Source organism: Acidovorax sp. WCS2018Noco2-16 (assembly GCF_031843945.1).
Lineage (GTDB): Bacteria > Pseudomonadota > Gammaproteobacteria > Burkholderiales > Burkholderiaceae_C > Paracidovorax.
Genome location: NZ_JAVTJJ010000001.1, coordinates 883,717 through 903,135, shown reverse-complemented (window position 1 = coordinate 903,135; position 19,419 = coordinate 883,717). Strand labels below are relative to the sequence as shown.

Sequence of the window (19,419 nt, the reverse complement as noted above, 5' to 3'; positions counted from 1 at the left end):
AGCAGTCTGAGGGACGAGGAATTTTTCAACCCTGCTGGTTTCTCATCCTGGAATTGTGCTGGAGATGGCTTCCACGCTTATTAAACAAGTACATGTAGCTATTAACTTAATAGCACCGATGGCGATGCGCCCGCTGCATGCAGGCGGAACACCGCCACGCCATCGATCAGTTGCCGGGCCTGCCCGTTCAAGCTGCTGGCCGCTGCAGCGCTCTCTTCCACCAGCGCAGCGTTCTGCTGCGTGGCGTCGTCCATGCGCACGATGGCCTGGGTCACGCGCAGCATGTCGCGCGTTTGCTCGGCGCTGGCCTGGCTGATGGCTTCCATCAGGGTACTGACGCCGCGAATGGAGTCGACCACCTCGCCCATGGTGCTGCCCGCATTGCGCGCCAGGGTGGAGCCGGCTTCCACGCGCTCCACGCTGGTCTGGATCAGCCCTTTGATCTCGCGTGCGGCAGCGGCGCTGCGGGTGGCCAGGCTGCGCACTTCGCTGGCCACCACGGCAAAGCCGCGGCCCTGCTCGCCCGCACGCGCAGCCTCGACGGCGGCGTTCAGCGCCAGGATGTTGGTCTGGAAGGCGATGCCGTCGATCACGCCGATGATGTCGGCGATCTTGCGCGAGCTGTCCTGAATGCCTTGCACCACTTCCACCATCTGGCCCACGACCTGGCCGCCACGCTCGGCCACGGCGGCGCCATTGCGGGCCAGCTCGCTCGCACGCAACGCGCTGGAGGCGTTGTTCTGCACGGTCTGCTGCAACTGCTGCATGGACGACGAGGTTTCGTCCAGCGACGCGGCCTGCTCTTCGGTGCGCAGGCTCAGGTCGGTGTTGCCCTGGGCGATTTCGGCGCTGGCGCTGGCCACGCCTTCCGCGTTGCTGCGTACGCCCGACACCACGCGCTCCAGGTTGTCCTGCATGGCGGCCAGGGCCTGCAGCAGCCGTGCGGGTTCATCGTTGCCTTCGGCGTCGATGGCCGTGGTCAGGTCGCCCGCCGCCACCTGGTGGGCCACCGACACGGCCACGCGCAGCGGCCGCACGACGGAGCGGGTCAGCCACCAGCCCGCCAGCGCGCCCAGCCCGGTCACCAGTGCCAACGCCACCAGGCTGCTGACCAGCGCGCGCTGCGCATCCTGCGCCGCCTGCTCGGCAATCGCGGTGCTGCTGCTGGCCACCTGCTGGCTCAATTCGCCCAGCAGGCGTGCGGGGCCCTGGTCGATGTCGGCCACGTCGGCGTCACCGGCAGAAGCGACGAAGCCCAGCGACTGGAAAGCCTCGAAGCCCTTGCGGTAGCCCTGCGCCATCTGCGTGTGGGCATCGACGAACTTTTGCAGGGCCGCGCGCTCGGCGCCGTCCACCAGTTGCGGCGACAGCGCCTTGGCGGCGTCGGCCACGCGTTTTTCGCTAACGAGGAACGCGTTCCAGTGCTGCTCGCGCTTGCGCGCGTCTTCGCCGCGCAGCAGCGTGTTCTTCCACTCCATGACCTGGTTCTTGAACTCGCTTTCCATGCGGGTCACGGCGCGCTCTTGCGCTACGCGCTGCTGCACTGTCGTGTCATACGTGCCCAACGTGCGGTACAGCGCGGCAATGCCGAACAGCGACGCGCCGATCATCAGCGCCAGCACCAGGCCCAGCGCGCCTGCCATGCGCGTGCCGATGGCGTATTGGGACATTTTCATCACGGATTTCCTTGGGATACGGCTGCGGGCGACTCGGCACGCTTCAGGCCTTGAGCTTGGCTTCAGGCCTTGAGCTTGAGCAGGTAGACCATCACGCGTGCGGTGGTCAGGTCCAGCTCGATGAATTCGGCGAAGTCCTTGCCCGTCAGCCACGACGCGTCCCAGCGGTTGGTGCGCAAGGTGCGTTGCCAGGATTCGTGCGCGGTGGCGGCCTCCACCGCCGTCACCATCTCTGCCAGCCGGGTCGCTGAAACACCCTTGCCGGTGAACACGCCGCGCCAGTTGGCCATGGCGGCGTCCAGCCCCTGTTCGCGAAACGCCGGCAGGCCGAAGGTGGAGCGGCGCGCCGACACGCCGATGGCGCGCAGCTTGCCCGATGCGATGGCGTCGCTGAATTCGCTGTAGCCCGACAGGCCCAAGGCGGCCTTGCCTGTCAGCAAGGCTTCCACGACCTCGTTGCCGCCGGCAAAGGGGCGGTACACCAGTGCCTCGGGGTTGGCCTTGGCGCCCCGAGCCAGCACGCCCGCAAAAATGTGGTCCACGCCGCCCGCGGAGCCGCCTGCGATCGGAACGGCGGCCAGGTCGGCCTTCATGGCATCGGCCAGGTCGCGAGTGGTGCGAATGGGCGACGACGCAGGCACGGCCGCCACCAGGTAATCGCTGGTCAGGCGTGCCACCGGCTGAATCTGTGTCAGGTCCACGGCCGGCTTCTGTAGCGCTACCGCTCCGACCATCACCGTGCCGCCCATCAGCAGGGTGTTGGGGTCGTTGCCGTACTTCTCGGCATAGCGCGCCAGGCCGATGGTGCCGCCCTTGCCGCCCACGTTCTCGTACTCGACCTGATCGACTGCACCCGCGCCGATCAGCGCAGCGCCGAGTGCGCGGCCCGTCTGGTCCCAGCCACCGCCCGCGTTGGCCGGAATGACGATACGCAGCGTGCCTGCCAGTCGCACGGCCTTGGCTTGCGGCCGGGGTGCCGTGGCCTGCGCCAGCACGGCGTTGCTCCAAGGTGTTGCCAAGGCCGCCCATGCTGCGACCCGGAACAGAACCGTTCTGCGTGGAGCGTTCATCAGGCTCTTTTGCTGCTGAATGGCAGCCAAGTCAGCGGAGACCGAATGCACGTGTTTGGAGGAGGACATGGCGTTGATTGTTACTGTTTGTGAGCCGGAGTCATGGTGTGCGTTGAAGCTGTCAATTGGCTGTCGTCTGTATGAGGGTATACGCGGAGAGGCGCAACCCTGCCGTTGTAGCTAGCGCCCGCGCGCCTCAGCCAGCTTCACCAACACCTGCAGCGCCCGGTTCAGCGGCGTAGGCACGTCCAGCGCCGCCCCGCGCTGCACCACATAGCCGTTGAGGTGGTCGATCTCGCTGGGCTTGCCGCGCGCCAGGTCCTGCGCGGTGGACGACAGCTGGCCCGGCATGGTGGCGGCAATGCCGCGCACGGCAGCCTGCACATCGCCTGGAATGCGGATGCCGTCGGCCTGGGCGACCCGCAAGCATTCCGCCACCACGTCGCCGATCACGTCGGTGACGCCCGGCGTTTGCACCAGTTGGCCATACGGCTGCTGCGACAGGGCCGAGAGCGCGTTGTACGCACAGTTGAGCACCAGCTTGGCCCACAGGGCGCCGCGCACGTTGTCCGAGATCTCGGTGGCGATGCCCGCCGCGCTGAACTGCTGCGCCACGGTGGCGCTGAGCGGGGAGGGCGCAATCACCAGCTCGCCCCGGCCGTGATGCCGCACGTGGCCGGGGCCTGCCATCTCGGTGGCCACGTAGACCACGGCGGCCGCGACGGGCGGCCCGTCATCTCCTTCGCCGCTCAGCACGCTGCGCACGCGCTCGTCGTTGTCCACGCCGTTCTGCAACGTCAGCACCAGCGCGTGCGGGCCCAGGTGCGGACGCATCTGCCGGGCCGCGTCCTCGGTGTCGGTGGACTTCACGCAGAACAGCACCACGTCGGCACCGGCCACGGCGCTGGCGTCGGTGTGGGCCGCCAGCGGCACCTGCTCGTCGAGCGCCACGGTCTGCAGCCGCAAGCCGTGCGCCTGCACGGCCTGCACATGGGCCTGGCGCCCGATCAGCGTGACACCATGGCCGGCGCGCGCCAGCAAGGCGCCGAAGTAGCAACCGACCGCGCCGGCGCCGAGCACGGCAATGCGCAGCAGGGGCGCGGTGGCAGATGCAGAGGCCGATTCCTGGTTGGACATGATTGCTCCTGAATTAATAGCTGTCAGCGCTTGATGAATAAGCGCTAGAGGCCGTTTTGACCATAAAAAAGCCCCGCAGGGTGAGTGCGGGGCTGATGGTGTGTGCGGCCATCGCGGTGTGATGGCCGGCTGCAGCGCTGAAGGCTTACAGCGAATCGATGAAGCTGCGCAGCTTGTCGCTGCGGCTGGGGTGCTTCAGCTTGCGCAGGGCCTTGGCTTCTATTTGGCGAATGCGCTCGCGTGTCACGTCGAACTGCTTGCCCACTTCTTCCAGCGTGTGGTCGGTGGACATCTCGATGCCGAAGCGCATGCGCAGCACCTTGGCTTCGCGTGGCGTCAGGCCGTCCAGGATGTCCTTGACCACGTCGCGCAGGCCGGCCTGCATGGCGGCATCGATGGGGGCGGTGTTGGCACCGTCCTCGATGAAGTCGCCCAGGTGGCTGTCGTCGTCGTCGCCGATCGGCGTTTCCATCGAGATCGGCTCTTTGGCGATCTTCATGATCTTGCGGATCTTGTCTTCCGGAATCTCCATCTTCGCGGCCAGGATGGACGCGTCGGGCTCGAAACCGAATTCCTGCAGATGCTGGCGCGAGATGCGGTTCATCTTGTTGATCGTCTCGATCATGTGCACCGGAATCCGGATGGTGCGCGCCTGGTCGGCGATCGAGCGGGTGATGGCCTGGCGGATCCACCACGTGGCGTACGTCGAGAACTTGTAGCCCCGGCGGTATTCGAACTTGTCCACCGCCTTCATCAGGCCGATGTTGCCTTCCTGGATCAAGTCGAGGAACTGCAGGCCGCGGTTGGTGTACTTCTTGGCGATGGAGATCACCAGGCGCAGGTTGGCCTCGATCATTTCCTTCTTGGCATCGCGCGAAGACCTTTCACCGTCGTTCATGCGCTTGTTGATGCCCTTGAGTTCAGGCAGCGGCACCACGACGCGTGCTTGCAGGTCCATCAGGCGCTGCTGCAGCTCTTGCACCGGCGGAATATTGCGCTGCAGCACGACGCTCCAGGGCTTGCCCGATGCGGCCTGCTTCTCGACCCACTTCAGGTTCAGCAGGTTGGGCGGGAAATCCTTGACGAAGGTTTCCTGCGGCATGCCGCACTTGTCCACGATGATGCGGCGCAGCTCGCGCTCCTTCTTGCGCACGTCGTCCACCTGGCCGCGCACCATGTCGCACAGCTTCTCGATGGTCTTGGCGGTGAAGCGGATGGTCATCAACTCGGCCGACAAGGCCTGCTGGGCCTTCATGTACGCGGGCGTGCCGTAGCCTTCCTTGTCGTAGATCTTGTGGACCTTCTCGAACAGGTCGCGCATGGTGTCGAAGCGGGACAGCGCTTCGCGCTTCAATTCCTCGAGCTTCTTGGTCAGGGCCTTGGAGCCGCCCTTGCCGTCGTCGTCGTCTTCTTCGTCGAATTCGTCGAAGTCTTCTTCGGCCACGTAATCGTCGGCTTCATTCGGGTTGGAAAAGCCGTCCACGATGGTGGAGATGACGACCTTGCCTTCGCGAATCTCTTCGCCCATCTTCAGGATCTCGGCGATGGTGGCGGGCGATGCGCTGATCGCCTCCATCATGGCCTGCAGGCCGCCTTCGATGCGCTTGGCGATCTCGATTTCGCCTTCGCGCGTCAGCAGCTCGACGGTGCCCATTTCGCGCATGTACATGCGGACCGGGTCGGTCGTGCGGCCGAATTCGCTGTCGACGGTAGAGAGAGCCGCTTCGGCTTCTTCTTCCGCTTCTTCGACGGTAGCGGCCGTGGGCGTCACGTTGTTCTGGAACAGCGTTTCAGCGTCGGGCGTCTGCTCGTACACGGCCACGCCCATGTCGTTGAGCATGGTGACCACGACTTCCATGGTCTCGGCATCGACCAGCTTGTCGGGCAAGTGGTCGGAGATTTCGACCTGCGTCAGGTAGCCGCGCGTCTTGCCCAGCGTGATCAGGGTCTTCAGGCGCGAGCGGCGCTTGGCCAGGTCTTCTTCGGACAGGACGGTCTCGTCCAGGCCGAATTCCTTCATCAAGGCGCGTTCCTTCGCCTTGCTGATCTTCATGCGCAGCGGCTTGACCTTTTCGACCGGCGCAGCAGCGGCCACGGCGACTTCGGGTTCCGCTTCGACTTCGCCTTCCAGGTCGGACTCGATGTCGGACAGGTCGGCATCGTCGCCGCCTTCGGCTTCACCGGCCTTGGGCTTGCGGCCGCGCTTGGCGGGCACTTTGGAAGCAGCGGCCGTCGTGGCGGCGCCAGCAGCCTTGGCCGGGCGGCCGGGGCGCTTTTTCGGGGTGTCGTCGTCGCCTTCGGCGGCAGCAGGTGCGGCCTTGACGCGGACGGGCTTCTTTTTCAGCAATTCATCGGCAGCTTTGATGAGCTCGGCAGAACTTTTCACGGGTGAGGTCTTGACTTTGTTGGCTGCGGCACGGGGGGCAGGCGGGGCGGCCACGGTTTTTTTCGCGGGCGCTTTCACAGCGGATTTTGAAACGGCCTTCGCGGCGGTGCCTACGGCGGACTTGGGCGACTTCGCGGACTTTTGAGCGGGCATAGGCAACCTCAGGATCAAAGACGGACACAAAGAAAACGCAAGCGCCACGGTTCCCGGCGCGGGTGGCACGGCGCAGGCTCGCAGCCCGCGCGGCTCGAGAAGCCATGAAACTATTCAGGTAGCTGAAATAGGTATCAGGTTCTCAAAAGGCAAGATGTCTGGGCGAACATTTGGTGTGCAGTCCTTGCGGCAGTTGGGGCGGTTGTGCGCGTTCGTCACGGTTGCCCCGGGGCCGGAGGTATTGCTGTCGCTCTTGCCGATTAACCCTACATTATACCGGCCTGCCAAATTGCAAGAGGCAATGTCAAGCCAAAAGTCAAGTAGTGCGGGGCGCTATGCCGCGCAAATCTTTGATGCGCTGCTCCAGCGCCTGGTAGCGCGCCAGGGCGTCGGGCTCGCGGGTCACGCGCAAAATCAGCTCTTTTTGCTCGCGCTTGAACTCGTCCACCAGCATGCGGTCGAGCAGGCTGCGCAGTTCGCCGCGCAGCTCGACGGTGTCGCCCTCGGTCTGCGCGTGCGACCCTGTCATCACCCGTTCGGCGGTCGCTGCGCAGGCGTGGCCGCGCAAGGCTTCGCGCAGCACGGCCCAGGCTTGCGGGCCATGTTCGTGCAATTGGCCCTCCAACCACGTGAACAGCGATCCATGGGGCGCAGGCTGTGCGCAGAGGGTGGCGTGGTCCTCGTGCGACAGGTCTTCCAGAAACTCCATGTGCGATAGCAGCAGCCGCGCGGCGTGGTCGGCGCGGCTGGACAGCGGCGTGCGCGGCAGCGGGGGCTGGGGCGGGCGCTCGTCTTTCTTCCACTTGGATTTCCAGTCGCCCTTTTTCCAGTCGCCGCTGGATTTGGTAAACGGCTTGCGGCCATAGCTCTCGCCTGCGGCGGCCTCGCTGGGCGGGTACCAGCCGCCGTCGGCCGAAGCGCCCTGGCCCCAGGGCGGCTCGTCGGCGTAGGGGTTGTGCTCATCCGCCGGTGGGCGGGCCGCGCTGCGCGTGGGCGCACGGGCTGCGTCCTGCGCGCTGGCCTGCTGCCACAGCTCGGCCAGGTCTTTGGCATCCAGTTGGCCGAGGTCGCCCAGCTCGCCCAGCAACTGGCGGCGCAGCGCACCGTCGGGCAGTGCGGACCAGAGTGGGCGCGCATTGCTCAGCATGTGCGCGCGGCCTTCTGCCGTGCCCAGGTCGCACCCCTCACGCGCCGCCTCGACGAGGAAGCGGCTCAGCGGCATGGCGTCGCCCACATGGCGTGCGAAGGCCTCGGTACCGTGCGCGCGGATGAAGCTGTCCGGGTCGTGCTCGGCCGGCAGAAAGAGAAACTTCACGCTGCGCGTGTCGCTGGCATAGGGCAGGGCGCCGTCCAGCGCCTTGCGCGCCGCGCGGCGGCCGGCGCCGTCGCCGTCGAAGCTGAACACCACCGTGTCGGTGAAGCGAAAAAGCTTGTGCACGTGTTCGGGTGTGCAGGCGGTGCCCAGCGTGGCCACGGCGTTGGGAAAGCCCAACTGCGCCAGCGCGACCACGTCCATGTAGCCCTCTGTGACCAGCGCAAAGCCGTGTTCGCGGATGGCGGTCCGTGCCTCGAACAGGCCGTAGAGCTCGCGGCCCTTATGGAACACCGGGGTTTCGGGCGAATTCAGGTATTTGGGCTTGTCGTCCCCCAGTACCCGGCCGCCGTAGCCGATGCATTCGCCCTTGACGTTGCGGATCGGGAACATCACCCGGTCGCGAAATCGGTCGTAGCGCTTGTCCTGCCCGTCCTCGCCCACGATGACCAGGCCGCTTTCTTCTAGCAACGGGTCGTCGTATTGGGGGAACACGCTGGCCAGCCCCCGCCAGCCTTCGGGCGCGTAACCCAGGCCGTAGCGCTTGGCGACCGAGCCCGACACGCCCCGGCCCTTGAAGTATTGAATGGCGCGGGGTGAATCGCGCAGGTGGCGGCGCCAGGACTCGCCCGCCTTTTCCAGCACATCGTTCAGCGTGGCCTGCTTCTGGCGCTGGGCGGCGGCGCGCTCGCGCTCTTGCGGCGACACGTTGTCGTCGGGCACCTGCAAGCCGGTCTGCTGGGCCAGGTCCTGCACGGCCTCGACGAAGCCCATGCCGGCGTGGTCCATCAGGAAGCCGATGGCATTGCCGTTCTTGCCGCAACCGAAGCAGTGAAAGAACTGCTTGGACGGGCTGACGCTGAACGACGGCGACTTTTCCCCATGGAAGGGGCACAGGCCCATGAAGTTTGCCCCGGCCTTCTTGAGCTGAACGTAGCGGCCCACCACGTCGACGACGTCGACGCGTGAAAGCAACTCCTGGATGAACGACTGCGGGATGGACACCGGGGGATTTTCGCCCAATGGACCGCTTGGCCGCTGAAGCCGGCGTTTTCTTCTTCACCGCGCGGCCTGTAGGCGCCGTCTGGCGCAGGCGCCGCTCTCACATTCGCTAAGCTATTGCCATGACCACGCCTTCTTCGTTGCCTGGTGGCACGCCCGCTCCCTGCCGCTCCTGCCAGGACGCGCCGTCGCTGGACTTCACTTTCACCATGGCGTTCCAGCCCATCGTGGATACGCGCGATCGCCGGGTGGTGGCCTATGAGGCCCTGGTGCGCGGCACGGACGGCAGCGGCGCGGCCAGCGTGCTGGCTCGGGTGACCGACGCGAACCGCTATGCGTTCGACCAGTCCTGCCGCATGAAGGCGGTGGAACTCGCCAGCCGTCTGGGCATGGAAGGCCTGCTGCACATCAACTTTCTGCCCAACGCGGTCTACCAGCCCGAGGCCTGTATCCGCGCCACGCTGGCGGTGGCCGAGCGCTGCGGCTTTCCGCTGAACCGCATCGCCTTCGAGGTGGCCGAGCAGGAAAACGTGGTCGACAAGGCACACCTGAAGAACATCCTGCAGTCATACAAGCGCCGCGGCTTTCACACGGCCATCGACGACTTCGGCGCGGGCTATGCAGGCCTGGGCCTGCTGGCGGACTTCCAGCCGGACATCATCAAGATCGACATGGCACTGGTGCGCGGCATCGACACCGACACGGTGCGGCAGGTGATCGTGCGGGCGATTCTTGGCGTGTGCGAATCGCTGGGCATTCAGGCGCTGGCCGAGGGTGTGGAGACCGAAGCGGAGCTGCACACGCTGCAGGGCATGGGCGTGCACGTGTTCCAAGGCTACCTTTTTGCGCGGCCCGAGGTGGAGGCGCTGCCAGTGGTCCGCTGGCCGTGAATGGCGATTGCTATTAATTTAATAGCTAACTGCGCTTGATGGATAAGCGCTAGAGGCCGATTTGGCTTGAATTTTTCCAAGTGGCGGCGCAGTGGCCGGCCGGCTCAGGGTTGGGCCAGCACGCCGCGCGCTGCCGTCTGTTGCCCCGAACCCGGCCCTTCGGCGGGCATGCGCACCTGGGGCAGGCAGTCCGGATATTCCCGCTGAATGAAGGTGACCAGCGCCTCGCGCACGCGGCAGCGCAAGTCGAACGCCAGGCCGGACGAGCGCGCAGACACCAGCACCCGGATCTGGATGGTGCGCTCGGTCACGTCGGTCAGCTGCAGCACCTTGACCCGGCGGTCCCATTCGGGCGCGGTTTCCAGCACCCGGTCGAGTTCGGCGCGCAGCGGGTCCAGCGGCAGGCGGTAGTCGGCAAACAGAAACACCGTGCCCAGAATTTCCGAGCTGGTGCGCGTCCAGTTCTGGAACGGGTTCTCGATGAACCACTGCAGCGGAATGATCAGCCGCCGTTCGTCCCAGATGCGCAGCACCACATAGGTGCCGGTGATCTCCTCCACCCGGCCCCATTCGCCTTCGATGATCAGCACGTCGTCGATGCGGATCGGCTGCGCCAGGGCGATCTGCAGCCCGGCGATCATGTTGCTGAACACCGGCCGCGCGGCAATACCGACCACCAGGCCCACCACCCCGGCCGACGCCAGCAGGCTGGCGCCCACCTGCCGCGCGCCCGGAAAGGTCATCAGCATCAGCGACAGGCCGGCCATGACCACGCCCGACATGGCGGTGCGCGACAGCACCCGCGCCTGCGTGGCGATGCGCCGCGCCTGCAGGTTGTCTTCCACGTCGGCCGGGTGCTGGGCGATGACACCGTTGGCCAGCCCGCGGATCGCCCGCACCAGCAGCCAGGTGGCACAGGCGATGACGAGCAGGCCGTTCACATGGCGCACGCTGTTGATGTAGAGCTGGTCGTCGCCCGCCGCCTGCCATACCAGTTGCAGGACAAAAAGCGGCAGCAGGATGCGCATCACCGGCACGCTGGCCTTCACGACGGCGTGCAGCAAGGGGGCAGAACGGGTAGCCCGCAGCGCCACCATCGCGGCGATGCGGTGCCCGATGGCGGCGGCAATGACGGCGGCCAGCGCCGCAACGGCCGTGGCGAGCCACGGGGACAGCTGTAGTGAGTCGAGCATGGATGGGGTGATCGGCTGGTGATGTTGACCAGCAGATAAGCAAACCCCGTACCGTAAGGGCGCCAGCGCTCGGTGACTGTCGGAGAGCTTCCCGGCTGCCGGAACCTCTTCACATTCACTGGCTAAAAACCAACCCTAATCCGGTTACGTTTTGACATACTGTGCAAAGACACGGAAAGCGCTCGCGTTGCCATCGCAGCCCAGGCGCCTCCGCTCACCGCATGAGGACATATCCCGTGATGGCAAAACACCCAGAACCGCCCACCGGCAGTTCGCCCGCCTGCAGCAGGCTCGGCTGGAGGTATTTTTGAGTCGCGCCCGCGACAGCGCTCCGGCCCCGCTGCTCGAGCGGTGGAGTGACCGTGGCGCCGGGTGGTGGCGAGGCACGCTCGTCGTGCTGCTGGTGGCGCTGGTCGGCTCCATCTTGCTGGTCGAGCTGCTGACAGAACTGCGCGCTCGCGACCGGGCCGGCGACCGTGCGCAGATTCTGCAGGCCGCTGCCGACCGGCTGGTGCACCAGACCAGCGGCGGCCCCATGCTGGGCGCAGTCACGCTGATGGGGCTGGCCGAGCCCTCCCTCAAAGAACTGGCGCTGGGACGTTTGCCGCCCGACTCACCCATCGCTCTGGCGCGCCTGGCGCTGGTGCGCGAGCGCTTTCTGGGCAGTGGCGTCTATGTGTTGTCTGCCGACGGAACCGTGGTGGCGCACGACACGCCCGGGCCGTCAGCGGTCGGCTTGAACCTGGCTTTCCGGCCGTACTTCCGCCGGGCGATGGGGGGCGCCGTTGCGGTGTATGCGGCCCTGGGCACCAACACGCACGAGCGCGGGCTCTATTACGCCGCCCCGCTCTATGAAAAGGAAACACCTTCCAGCGCCATCATTGGCGTGGTGCTGTTCAAGATGGTGTTTGACACCTTCGAATCCACGCTCACCCGCGTGGGCCACCCGATGCTGCTGATGTCGCCCCAGGGTGTGGCGTTTGCGTCCACGCGGCGGGAATGGCTCTACGCCATGACTCCGCCGCTGACGCAGGAGCGCATCGAAGAAATCCGTGGGCTGCGGCAGTTCGGGCGGCAGTTCGACAACGGTGTGGCGTCGGCGTTGCCCTTCCGCGCCGATGCGCAGGAGGCGCTCATCGACGGCGTTCCCTACGCCATCAGCCGCCGCGACATCGACTGGAATGACCCGGCGGGCCCCTGGCGCCTGGTGATGCTGGACGACGTGAGTGCGCTGATGCCCACGGCAGAGCGGCTGTGGCTGGGTGGTGGCGTTTTCGCTCTGCTGACCTTGTTGGGCTCGATGGTGCTGGACATGCTGCGCAACCGCATGCGCATGCGCGCGGCGCTGGAGCGCTTTCGCGTGCTGGGCGCCGCGCTGGAGAGCAGCCCGGTGGCGGTCACCATCACCGACGCCGATGGCGTCATCGAGTGGGTGAACCCGCAGTACGAGCGCAAGACGGGCTATTCGTTGGCCGAAGTGCGCGGCCACAAGCCCGGCATCGTGGCCAGCGGCCAGACCCCGCGCGAGACGTTCAACGGCATGTGGTCGCACCTGCTGGCCGGCCGATCGTGGCAGGGTCATTTCATCAACCGACGCAAGGACGGCACGCTGTTCCACGACGAAGCCACGCTGTCGCCCGTGTTCGACGCCCGGGGCAAGCGCATTGCCATCGTCGGCCTGCATGAAGACGTGACCGACCGGCGCACGCTGCAGGCGCAGGTGGCCGAGCAGCTGGCGTTTCAGCAGGCGCTGATCGACGCCATTCCGGTGCCGCTGTTCTACAAGGGGGCCGACGGCCGCTACATTGGCTTCAACCGGGCGTATGAGCAGGCCTTTGGGGTGCAGCGCAGCGACCTCATCGGCAAGACCGTGCTGGACCTTGAATTTCTGCCCGCCGACGCGCGCGCGCGCTTCGAGGGCGACGCGCTGGTGGCGCTGGCGGGCGAGCAGTGGGTACACAAGGAAGTGGATTTGCCCTATGCCGACGGCCTGGTGCATCACACCTTGTTCTGGCTGCACGGCTTTAACCGGCCCGATGGCTCGCCCGGCGGCGCCATCGGTACTTTCGTCGACATCACCGACCGCCAGCGCGCCGAGCACGACCTACGCCGCGCCAAGGAACTGGCCGAGGAAACGGCCGCGCTCAAATCCAACTTCCTGGCCAACATGAGCCATGAGATCCGCACGCCGATGAACGCCATCATCGGCATGTCGCACCTGGCGCTCAAGTCGGGGTTGAACGCGCGGCAGTTGGGCTACGTCTCCAAGATCCAGCAGGCGGGGCAGCACCTGCTGGGCGTGATCAACGACATCCTCGACTTCTCCAAGATCGAGGCCGGCAAGCTGGTGGTGGACAAGCAGCCCTTCGTGCTGGACCGCATGCTCGGCGGCGTGGCCGACGTGGTGGGCTACAAGGCGGCAGCCAAGGGGCTGGAGCTGGTGCTGGACGTGGGCGCCGACGTGCCGCCCAACCTGGTGGGCGACGCGCTGCGGCTGGGGCAGATTCTCATCAACTACGCCAACAACGCCGTCAAGTTCACCGAGCGCGGTGAAATCCACGTGCTGGTGCGCCTGGTGGAGGCGGTGGGCGCGCGCGTGGTGCTGCGCTTCGAGGTGCGCGACACCGGCATCGGCATTGCGCCCGACCAGATGGAGCGGCTGTTCCAGAGCTTTCAGCAGGCCGATGCGTCCACCACGCGGCGCTACGGCGGCACGGGCCTGGGGTTGGCGATCTGCAAGAACCTGGCGGAGCTGATGGGCGGCCAGGCCGGTGCCGACAGCACGCCGGGCGAGGGCTCGTCGTTCTGGGTGACGGTGCCGCTGGAGCGTGGCGAGGCGCCCCGTTCGCTGCTGCCGCATGCTGGCATGCGCGAGCGGCGCGTGCTGGTGGTGGACGACAACGAAACCGCAGCCACCGTGCTGGCCGACATGCTGCAGTCCATGGGCTTTGAAGCCACGCAGGTGCATTCCGGCGCCGCCGCACTGCAGACGCTGAACGACGCCGCCGCGCTGGGGCGCAGCTTCGGCCTGCTGCTGCTGGACTGGCAGATGCCCGGCATGGATGGCATCGAGTTGGCACGGCGCATTCGCGCCATCGGGCTCGACCAGGTGCCGCAGATGCTCATGGTCACTGCGTATGGGCGGGACGAGCTGATTCGCGCCGCGCGCCAAGAAGGCATCGACTCCGTGCTGGTCAAGCCGGTCAGTGCATCGGTGCTGTACGACACGCTGATGCAGCCGCTGGAACACGGCTGGCTGCCCAGCCACGCGCCGCTGCTGCAGGCCGTGCCCGACGAGCTGCCCGAGTCGATACGCGGCGCGCTGGTGCTGCTGGTGGAAGACAACGAACTCAACCAGCTCGTTGCCACCGAGCTGCTGCGCGACGCCGGCCTGCGCGTGGACTTGGCCGCCAACGGCCAGATTGCGCTGGACCGCATCGCGCGCCAGCGTTACGACGCGGTGCTGATGGACATGCAGATGCCGGTGATGGACGGCGAGACCGCCACCCGCCAGCTGCGTGCCGACCCGCGCCATGCCGGCCTGCCCATCATCGCCATGACCGCCAATGCCATGGAGACCGACCGCCAGCGCTGCTTTGCCGCCGGCATGAACGACCACGTCGCCAAGCCCATCGACCCGCCCGTGCTGTGGGCTGCCCTGGTGCGCTGGATAAAGCCTCGCGGAGAGGGCGCTGCGATCTCTGCCCGGCCCGCCGGTGCGCCGGCTAGCCGGCCTGTGCACCATCTGCGCGAGCCCGCCGTGGTGTTGCCGCACGACGTGGCTGGGCTGGACGCCATGCTGGGGCTGCAGCGCGCGCTGGGCAAGCCGGCGCTCTACGCCGACATGCTGCGCCGCTTCGCCCAGGGCCAGCGCGGCACCGACCGTGCGCTGGAGGCGGCCGAACAGGCCGGCGACCGGGCTCTGGCGGAACGGTTGGTGCACACGCTGCGGTCGGTGGCCGCCAATATCGGCGCGCGCGGCCTGGCCGAGCAGGCCCAGGCGCTGGAACAGTCGCTGCGCGCGGGCGAGCCGGCCGACGCGCGCCAGCACCTGCGCGATGCGATGGCCTTGTCGCTGGCCGTGCTGCTGCGAGGGCTGGACGCCTGGATCGACGCCACCCGCGCCGCTGCAATGCCCAAAGCCATTGCGGCCGCGGCCGACGCTGACGCGGCGACGTCCCAGGAGGCCGTGCGCCAGCTCACCGCCCTGCTGCAAGAAGACGACCCCGCAGCGCTGGACTGCCTGCAACAGAACCGCGCTGCGCTGCAGGCGGCGCTGGGCGACGCTTTCGACGCGCTGGAGCGCAGCACCCGTGATTTCGAGTTCGAGCAGGCACTGGCACTGCTCGGCCGTGTGGACCCTGCCTGAGCACCCACAAGACACCCCTCACAGCCTCACCTCGCAGGAACCGACACCATGGACCCGACTTCGCTTGCCGATCCCCGCGACAGCTTTGCGGACAAACCCAGCGCCACGGTGCTGGTGGTGGACGACACCCCCGACAACCTGACGCTGATGGGCAACCTGCTGGCCGGGCGCTACCACGTGCGGGTCGCCAACCATGGCGAAAAGGCGCTGAAGATCGCCCAGTCCGCCACTCCGCCTGATCTGATCCTGCTGGACATCATGATGCCGGGCGTCGACGGCCACGAGGTCTGCCGCCGGCTCAAGGCCAACGCAGCGACGCGCGACATTCCCGTCATCTTTTTGACCGCGCGGGCGGAGTCGGAAGACGAGCGAGTGGGCCTGGCGCTGGGCGCGGTGGACTACATCACCAAGCCTATCAGCCCGCCCATCCTGCTGGCGCGCGTGCACACGCACCTGGCGCTCAAGGCCACGGCCGACTTTCTGCGCGACAAGAGCGCCTACCTGGAGCGCGAGGTGGCGCTGCGCACTCTGGAGGTGCAGGCCATTCAGGACGTGACCATCATGGCGATGACCTCGTTGGCCGAGACGCGCGACAACGAGACCGGCAACCACATCCGCCGCACGCAGCTGTACGTGAAGGTGCTGGCCGAACGCCTGCGCCATCACCCGCGCTTCGAATACCTGCTGAACGATCGCACCATCGACCTGCTGTACAAGTCAGCGCCGCTGCACGACATCGGCAAGATCGGCATTCCCGACCGCATCCTGCTCAAGCCCGGCCCGCTCACGCCGGAAGAGTTCGACATCATGAAGACCCACACCACGCTGGGGCGCAGGGCAATCGAGGAAGCCGAGCGGCGCTTGGGGATGCGCGTGGCGTTCTTGAGCACGTCCAAGGAAATCGCCTACAGCCACCAGGAAAAGTGGGACGGCAGCGGCTACCCCGAAGGCCTGAAAGGCGACGACATTCCGGTGTCGGCCCGGCTGATGGCGGTGGCCGACGTGTACGACGCGCTCATCAGCCGCCGCGTCTACAAGCCGGCCTACACGCACGAACAGGCTTGCGGCACCATCATCAAGGGCCGAGGCAACCATTTCGATCCCGACATGGTGGATGCCTTCGTCGAGGTGGCTGACGACTTCCGCGTCGTGGCGCAGAAATATCCTGATCCGGATCCGGAGTCCTACTCGGATTGAACCGAGATCTTCGAAAATACCCATAAAAATAGCTGCTAGCGCTTATGGGGTAAGCGCGAGCAGCTATTTTATTTATAGCAATGTCCTGGATCGATCTGTGCAATGCGCACCGGGAGCGAGCCCGGTGATGCCGATCAGAACAGGGCGGGTGCGGGCTTGTCGCCGTCGCCAGACGTGGGCGTTGCGGGTGCGGCGTCGGTCGCGGCGCCGGGCGCGGGCTGGGCGTCTTGCGGTACCACCGGCACGTCCAGGTCGTCGGCCGCCTGGCGCACTGCAGCCTTGTCGCCGGCACTGGCGAACTTGCTGTACTTGCTGAGGATGGGCACCAGCTGGCCGTAGATGCGCGGCGAGCCGGCCAGGCATTCGCGTTGCTCCAGGAAGTCGGCCTCGCCCGTGAAGTTGCCCACCAGGCCACCGGCTTCGGTCACCAGCAGCGAGCCGGCCGCCACGTCCCAGATCGACAGGCCGGTTTCAAAGAAACCTTCAGTGAACCCGGCGGCCACGTAAGCCAGGTCGAGCGCGGCGGCGCCCGGGCGGCGCAGGCCGGCGGTGCGCTGCATCACGTCGGCCATGATGTTCAGGTAGTTCTTGAAGTTGTCGCCCGGGCGGAACGGAAAGCCCGTGGAGATGAGCGATTCCTTGAGCTGCGTGCGCTTGGACACGCGGATGCGGCGCTCGTTCATGTAGGCGCCGCGGCCCTTGGTGGCGGTGAACAGGTCGTTGCGGGTGGGGTCGAAGATGACCGCCTGCTCGACCTTGCCGCGCACGGCCAGCGCGATGCTGACGCAGTACACGGGAAAGCCGTGGATGAAGTTGGTGGTGCCGTCCAGCGGATCGATGATCCAGACGAATTCCGAATCCTTCGCGCCATATTCATTGCCCGACTCTTCGGCCAGGATGCCGTGGCCGGGGTAGGCCGTCAGCAGCGTCTCGATGATGATCTTTTCGCTGGCGTGATCCACCTCGGTCACGAAGTCGTTGATCTGCTTTTGCGAAATACGCACGGATTCCACGTCCAGCGCCGCGCGGTTGATGATGGCGCCGGCGGCGCGTGCGGCCTTGGTGGCCACGTTGAGCATGGGATGCAGATTGGTCGACATGAATTGTGTTGGGAAGGACAGAAGGGCCGTCAGAAAAACGGCCTGGACCGGCGATGCGGGCGAAAGTAGGCTGGATTTTACCCATGCTGCTCGCGCGTGTCGTTGTGAAGGCATCCGGCGACCTCCGATGTCGGCGCTCGCAAGCTGTTCGCCTTCGGGTGTCCGGCATGCGGCGACAATGGCGGGCTGTCTCGGGGCACGCCCGGACGCTTGCCTTTTCCTCCTGTGAGTTCTGCCATGCGCACCCGCTTCATCCTCATCCAGACCAGCCATGCCGGCAACGTGGGCGCCACGGCGCGCGCCATGAAGACCATGGGTTTCGACGATCTGGTGCTGGTGGCGCCGCGCTGGGCCAACGTGCTGCGCCGCGAGGAAACCATCCAGCGCGCCAGCGGTGCCCTGGACGTGCTGGCGAACGCCCGCATCGTCGCCACGCTGGACGAAGCGCTGGACGGCATCAGCCACCTGTGCGCCACGGCGATGACGCCGCGCGACTTCGGCCCTCCCACGCGCCAGCCGCGTGCGCATTTCGAGATGCTATTGAAAAAAGAGCAGCCAGCGCTTGATGGTCAAGCGCTGCAGGCCGATTTGATCAATGAACCAGAGGTGACGCCTGAAGCCGAAGCCGGCGTGGCCTTTCTCTTCGGCAGCGAACGCTTCGGCATGGCCAACGAGGACGTCTACCGCTGCCACGTCGCGCTCTCCATTCCCACCGACCCGCAGTTCGGCTCGCTCAACCTGGGCGCGGCGGTGCAGGTCATCGCCTATGAATGGCGCCAGGCGCTGGGCGGCTTCGAGAATCCGGCGGTGCCTGCGGATGCAGCGCCCGTGCGCGCCGATGCCCAGCAGGTCGCCGGCATGCTGGAGCACTGGGAGCGCGCGCTGGTCGGCATCGGCTTTCTCGACCCCGCCGCGCCCAAAAAGCTCATGCCCCGGCTGAACCAGCTGTTCAACCGCGCGCAGCTGGGCCAGGAAGAAATCCACATCCTGCGTGGTGTCGCCAAGGCCATGCTGGAGACAGCGGAGCGGGCGCGGCGATAGACTGCCCGCCGTCGTCAGCGTCTTCGCTGATTGGCTCATTCGCATATTTCAAAAACAACTGTCCGTCCCCCATGTTTGCCCGCCTTCGCTCCGACATCCAGTGCATCCTCGACCGCGATCCTGCCGCGCGCAGCACGTGGGAGGTGGTCACCTGTTATCCGGGCCTGCATGCGATCTGGCTGCACCGGCCCGCGCACTGGTGCTGGAACCACGGCCTGAAATGGCTGGGGCGCTTCATCTCGCACATCGCGCGCTGGGCCACGGGCATCGAGATCCACCCCGGCGCGGTGATCGGCCAGCGCGTGTTCTTCGACCATGCCATGGGCGTGGTGGTGGGCGAGACGGCGGTGATCGGCGACGGCTGCACCATCTACCAGGGCGTCACGCTGGGCGGCACCTCGCTCTACAAGGGCGCCAAGCGCCACCCGACGCTGGGCCGCGACGTGGTGGTGAGCGCGGGCGCCAAGGTGCTGGGCGGCTTTGAAGTGGGCGACGGCGCAAAAATAGGCAGCAACGCGGTGGTCATCAAGCCGGTGCCGGCCGGCGCCACGGCGGTGGGCATTCCGGCGCGCATCATCGAGTCCAAAACCGGCGCCAGCGCCGACGTGACCGAGCCGCAGCCGCCCCAGCGCTTCAGCGCCTACGGCATCACGCAGGAAGACGATCCGCTGTCGCAGGCCATGCGCGGGCTGATCGACAACGCCTCGTCGCAGGAGCAGCAGATCGCGCTGCTGTGGGAAGCCATCGAAAAGCTGGCCCGCACCGCGCCGCAGGCCGGCGGCTGCGTGCCGGGCAACGCAGCCCGCAGCGAGCAGTTCGAGGCCGAGCGCCTCAATGCGCTGGTGGGCAAGTAAGGCGGCGTAGGCCTTTTGCTATAAAAATAATAGCTACCA

General features: G+C 66.5%; 12 protein-coding genes. 5 read left to right on the top strand and 7 right to left on the bottom strand.

Translation table 11 applies throughout. The annotated features are described in order from the left end of the window. Positions 1-101 precede the first annotated feature (101 nt). The 5 genes from RQI28_RS04085 to dnaG all read right to left on the bottom strand — a co-directional run bounded on the left by RQI28_RS04085 (position 102) and on the right by dnaG (position 8,739). Positions 102-1,676, bottom strand: a complete 1,575-nt coding sequence (locus RQI28_RS04085) for a methyl-accepting chemotaxis protein (RefSeq protein ID WP_311221285.1) — start codon at positions 1,674-1,676, stop codon at positions 102-104. Positions 1,677-1,738: 62 nt separating this feature from the next. After that, positions 1,739-2,746 carry a tripartite tricarboxylate transporter substrate-binding protein gene (locus RQI28_RS04080; protein WP_311221574.1) on the bottom strand — a complete coding sequence of 336 codons (1,008 nt, stop codon included), beginning with the start codon at positions 2,744-2,746 and terminating at the stop codon, positions 1,739-1,741. Between the two features lie 180 nt (positions 2,747-2,926). Continuing rightward, a complete protein-coding gene (locus RQI28_RS04075; protein WP_311221284.1) occupies positions 2,927-3,883 on the bottom strand; it encodes a 2-dehydropantoate 2-reductase in 957 nt (318 codons plus the stop codon). A 145-nt stretch (positions 3,884-4,028) separates the two neighbouring features. After that, a complete protein-coding gene (rpoD, locus tag RQI28_RS04070; protein ID WP_311221283.1) occupies positions 4,029-6,422 on the bottom strand; it encodes an RNA polymerase sigma factor RpoD in 2,394 nt (797 codons plus the stop codon). Between the two features lie 316 nt (positions 6,423-6,738). Further along, the gene (dnaG, locus tag RQI28_RS04065; RefSeq protein WP_311221282.1) at positions 6,739-8,739 is read right to left on the bottom strand and encodes a DNA primase; all 2,001 of its coding nucleotides are present in this window, start codon (positions 8,737-8,739) and stop codon (positions 6,739-6,741) included. Positions 8,740-8,858: 119 nt separating this feature from the next. On the opposite strand from dnaG, the gene RQI28_RS04060 reads away from it, so the two are divergent. Further along, positions 8,859-9,626, top strand: a complete 768-nt coding sequence (locus RQI28_RS04060) for an EAL domain-containing protein (RefSeq protein ID WP_311221281.1) — start codon at positions 8,859-8,861, stop codon at positions 9,624-9,626. Between the two features lie 104 nt (positions 9,627-9,730). On the opposite strand, the gene RQI28_RS04055 is transcribed toward RQI28_RS04060, so the two are convergent. Then, complete coding sequence (locus RQI28_RS04055) at positions 9,731-10,819, bottom strand: mechanosensitive ion channel family protein (protein ID WP_311221280.1); 1,089 nt, start codon at positions 10,817-10,819, stop codon at positions 9,731-9,733. Between the two features lie 307 nt (positions 10,820-11,126). On the opposite strand from RQI28_RS04055, the gene RQI28_RS04050 reads away from it, so the two are divergent. Next, positions 11,127-15,188 (top strand): response regulator, encoded by a 4,062-nt coding sequence (locus tag RQI28_RS04050; protein WP_404976829.1) that lies wholly within the window; start codon positions 11,127-11,129, stop codon positions 15,186-15,188. A gap of 48 nt (positions 15,189-15,236) precedes the next feature. Continuing rightward, the gene (locus tag RQI28_RS04045; RefSeq protein WP_311221279.1) at positions 15,237-16,385 is read left to right on the top strand and encodes a two-component system response regulator; all 1,149 of its coding nucleotides are present in this window, start codon (positions 15,237-15,239) and stop codon (positions 16,383-16,385) included. A 134-nt stretch (positions 16,386-16,519) separates the two neighbouring features. On the opposite strand, the gene RQI28_RS04040 is transcribed toward RQI28_RS04045, so the two are convergent. Next, the gene (locus RQI28_RS04040) at positions 16,520-17,485 is read right to left on the bottom strand and encodes an inositol monophosphatase family protein (protein WP_311221278.1); all 966 of its coding nucleotides are present in this window, start codon (positions 17,483-17,485) and stop codon (positions 16,520-16,522) included. 237 nt (positions 17,486-17,722) lie between these two features. Between RQI28_RS04040 and RQI28_RS04035 the strand changes: the two genes are divergently transcribed. Then, on the top strand, positions 17,723-18,526 hold the full coding sequence (locus RQI28_RS04035; protein ID WP_311221277.1) for an RNA methyltransferase: 804 nt from the start codon (positions 17,723-17,725) through the stop codon (positions 18,524-18,526). A gap of 71 nt (positions 18,527-18,597) precedes the next feature. Then, positions 18,598-19,380 (top strand): serine O-acetyltransferase, encoded by a 783-nt coding sequence (gene cysE / locus RQI28_RS04030; RefSeq protein WP_311221276.1) that lies wholly within the window; start codon positions 18,598-18,600, stop codon positions 19,378-19,380. Positions 19,381-19,419: the final 39 nt, after the last annotated feature.

Excerpts from the sequence above, each read along its gene's own strand:
- RQI28_RS04085 (WP_311221285.1), bottom strand. The coding sequence starts at position 1,676 with ATGAAAATGTCCCAATACGCCATCGGCACGCGCATGGCAGGCGCGCTG.
- RQI28_RS04080 (WP_311221574.1), bottom strand. The coding sequence starts at position 2,746 with ATGAACGCTCCACGCAGAACGGTTCTGTTCCGGGTCGCAGCATGGGCG.
- RQI28_RS04075 (WP_311221284.1), bottom strand. The coding sequence starts at position 3,883 with ATGTCCAACCAGGAATCGGCCTCTGCATCTGCCACCGCGCCCCTGCTG.
- rpoD (WP_311221283.1), bottom strand. The coding sequence starts at position 6,422 with ATGCCCGCTCAAAAGTCCGCGAAGTCGCCCAAGTCCGCCGTAGGCACC.
- RQI28_RS04060 (WP_311221281.1), top strand. The coding sequence starts at position 8,859 with ATGACCACGCCTTCTTCGTTGCCTGGTGGCACGCCCGCTCCCTGCCGC.
- RQI28_RS04055 (WP_311221280.1), bottom strand. The coding sequence starts at position 10,819 with ATGCTCGACTCACTACAGCTGTCCCCGTGGCTCGCCACGGCCGTTGCG.
- RQI28_RS04045 (WP_311221279.1), top strand. The coding sequence starts at position 15,237 with ATGGACCCGACTTCGCTTGCCGATCCCCGCGACAGCTTTGCGGACAAA.
- RQI28_RS04040 (WP_311221278.1), bottom strand. The coding sequence starts at position 17,485 with ATGTCGACCAATCTGCATCCCATGCTCAACGTGGCCACCAAGGCCGCA.
- RQI28_RS04035 (WP_311221277.1), top strand. The coding sequence starts at position 17,723 with ATGCGCACCCGCTTCATCCTCATCCAGACCAGCCATGCCGGCAACGTG.
- cysE (WP_311221276.1), top strand. The coding sequence starts at position 18,598 with ATGTTTGCCCGCCTTCGCTCCGACATCCAGTGCATCCTCGACCGCGAT.